2 protein-coding genes are annotated in these 1,992 nt (G+C 73.2%); one reads left to right on the top strand and one right to left on the bottom strand.

Features of this window, described 5'->3' with window-relative positions:
• Positions 1-208 precede the first annotated feature (208 nt).
• Entirely contained in the window at positions 209-1,249 is a 1,041-nt protein-coding gene (locus AX737_RS24065) for a DUF2865 domain-containing protein (protein ID WP_066925790.1), read from the bottom strand.
• Positions 1,250-1,411: 162 nt separating this feature from the next.
• Between AX737_RS24065 and AX737_RS24060 the strand changes: the two genes are divergently transcribed.
• The gene (locus AX737_RS24060) at positions 1,412-1,918 is read left to right on the top strand and encodes a CreA family protein (protein WP_066925788.1); all 507 of its coding nucleotides are present in this window, start codon (positions 1,412-1,414) and stop codon (positions 1,916-1,918) included.
• The last annotated feature ends 74 nt before the right edge of the window (positions 1,919-1,992 follow it).

Raw genomic sequence — 1,992 nt, 5'->3', positions numbered from 1 at the left:
CGGCGAGGAGGCCGGGCATCACGGTCCCGGCGAGGAGGAGCAGGCGGAGCTTCCGCATCGATCGGCCTTCGCGGCGCGCGGACACCGGAGCGGTGGCGGCGCGTGAGAGGTTCGACCCGCGCCCGGCCGCGATCCGCTGGACCGCCGGGCAGGACGGGGCATTCGGCCGGTTCGAACTTTCGCAGGATGGGTTTGGTTCCCGGCGCCCTCAGCGCGCCGGGGCGACGCCCGGCGCCGGAGCGGCGGAGAGCGCGACCGGCAGCGCCGAGGCCGGCACCGCGATCCGGTCCGGCGCGATGATGCGCACGGTCGTCCGCTCGGCGACCGGCGGGGTCGCGCCGGCCTCGCCCGGCACGGCGCCGCTGCGCCCGGCGGCGTCGGCGGCGAGCTCGGCCGCGGTCTTGTCGGCCCGGCCGACCAGGGTCAGGCGGATCTTCGGGCGCGACAGGGCCTCGGCCTGCATCGGGGTGACGAAGATGTCGCCCTTGTGCCGCACCAGCATGCTCTCGGCCTTCACGAGCGACTGCGCCCAGGTCTTGTCGGCGGGCTTGCAGGAGCAGTTCGGCACGAAGGTCTTCTGGAACTTGAAGGCGTTGGCGAGCGACGCGTAGGCCCGGCTGCCCCGCACGGTCGCGGCGTGCTTCAGGGCGTCGTCGCCGTTCGGCATCGAGTAGGCCACGGCCTCGGTGCCGGGGCAGAGCGCCTGGCACATGTCGTCGGCGCTGGCGCGGCCCTCCGGCAGGTTCTTCATCGGGAAGTAGCCGCCGTCGCAGGTGCGCACGCAGATCACCTGGGCGCCGCCGCGGGCGTGGAGCTCGCCGCCCTCCGCCCGCGCCACCGTCGGGCAGGTCTGCGCCACCAGCGCCTGGAGTTGGCGGCGGCGGCCGGAATTGTCGTCGGTCGCCGCGCCCCCGTAGGTCGCGTTGAGCGCACGGATGCGCTGCTCGACCGCGCCGCACTGGGGCGGCCGGGTATCGAAGAACAGGAAGCGCCCGCCCTCGCAGTTCAGGCTGCGGTGATAGGCCTCCAGCCGGCCGATCTCGCCCTGGAGGGCGCGCATCACGCTCGCCCCGTCCGCCGGCAGGGCGGACAATTCGGCCCGGTAGCGCAGGCAGGCGGCGCTGGGCGCGGCCGGCGGGACCGGGGTGGCGGCCGGCTCCTGCGCCGCGGCGAGGCCGGGCACGAGGCAGGCCGCGGCCGCGGCGAGCGCGCGGACGGTCCGGCGGATCGAGGAACGCGACGGCAGCATGGGCGACCGGGGGCCTTGGGAACCGGGAGACATCGAGACGCGAGCGAACGCCCGGCGCGGCCTTGAGACTCGCGCCGGGGACAACATTTTTAAACGCCCTCGCGCCGCGGCGACACCCCCACTACATGCCCGGCACCGCTTCGACAGGGGAATGCGTGGACGATGTTGTTTCGGGGTCTCACAGCCGCCGCCCTCGCGCTGGCGGCGCTCGCCGCGCCGGCCTCCGCCCAGGAGCCGGACCGGATCTTCGACAAGTCGACGGTCTGGCGCCCGCTCACGCCCAACGACAAGCTGGTGGTCTACGGCGTCGATGACCCGGCGGTGTCGGGCGTGGCCTGCTGGTACACCCAGCCCGAGAAGGGCGGCATCAAGGGCACGCTGGGGCTGGCCGAGGACGTCTCGGACATCTCGCTCGCCTGCCGGCAGGTCGGCCCTGTCCAGTTCAAGGACAAGTTCAAGCAGGGCGAGGTGGTGTTCAGCGAGCGCCGCTCGCTGATCTTCAAGTCGATGCAGATCGTGCGCGGCTGCGACGCGAAGCGCAACACGCTGATCTACATGGTCTATTCCGACAAGGTCATCCAGGGCTCGCCGAAGAACTCGACCTCGGCGGTGCCGCTGATGCCCTGGGGCACGGAAGCCTCGCAGAAGTGCGGGGACTTCCTGCGGTAGCGCCGCTCAGTCCCGGCAGGTGATGCGCAGCGGGCGCTCGGAGGGCTTCGAGACCGGCAGGTCGACCGAGCCGG

The sequence above is a fragment of the Methylobacterium sp. CCH5-D2 genome, from assembly GCF_001556475.1.
Classification (GTDB): domain Bacteria; phylum Pseudomonadota; class Alphaproteobacteria; order Rhizobiales; family Beijerinckiaceae; genus Methylobacterium; species Methylobacterium hispanicum.
The sequence above is the reverse complement of the archived record's forward strand: the minus strand, read 5'-3'. Positions and strand labels throughout refer to the sequence as shown.

Excerpts from the sequence above, each read along its gene's own strand:
- AX737_RS24065 (WP_066925790.1), bottom strand. The coding sequence starts at position 1,249 with ATGCTGCCGTCGCGTTCCTCGATCCGCCGGACCGTCCGCGCGCTCGCC.
- AX737_RS24060 (WP_066925788.1), top strand. The coding sequence starts at position 1,412 with ATGTTGTTTCGGGGTCTCACAGCCGCCGCCCTCGCGCTGGCGGCGCTC.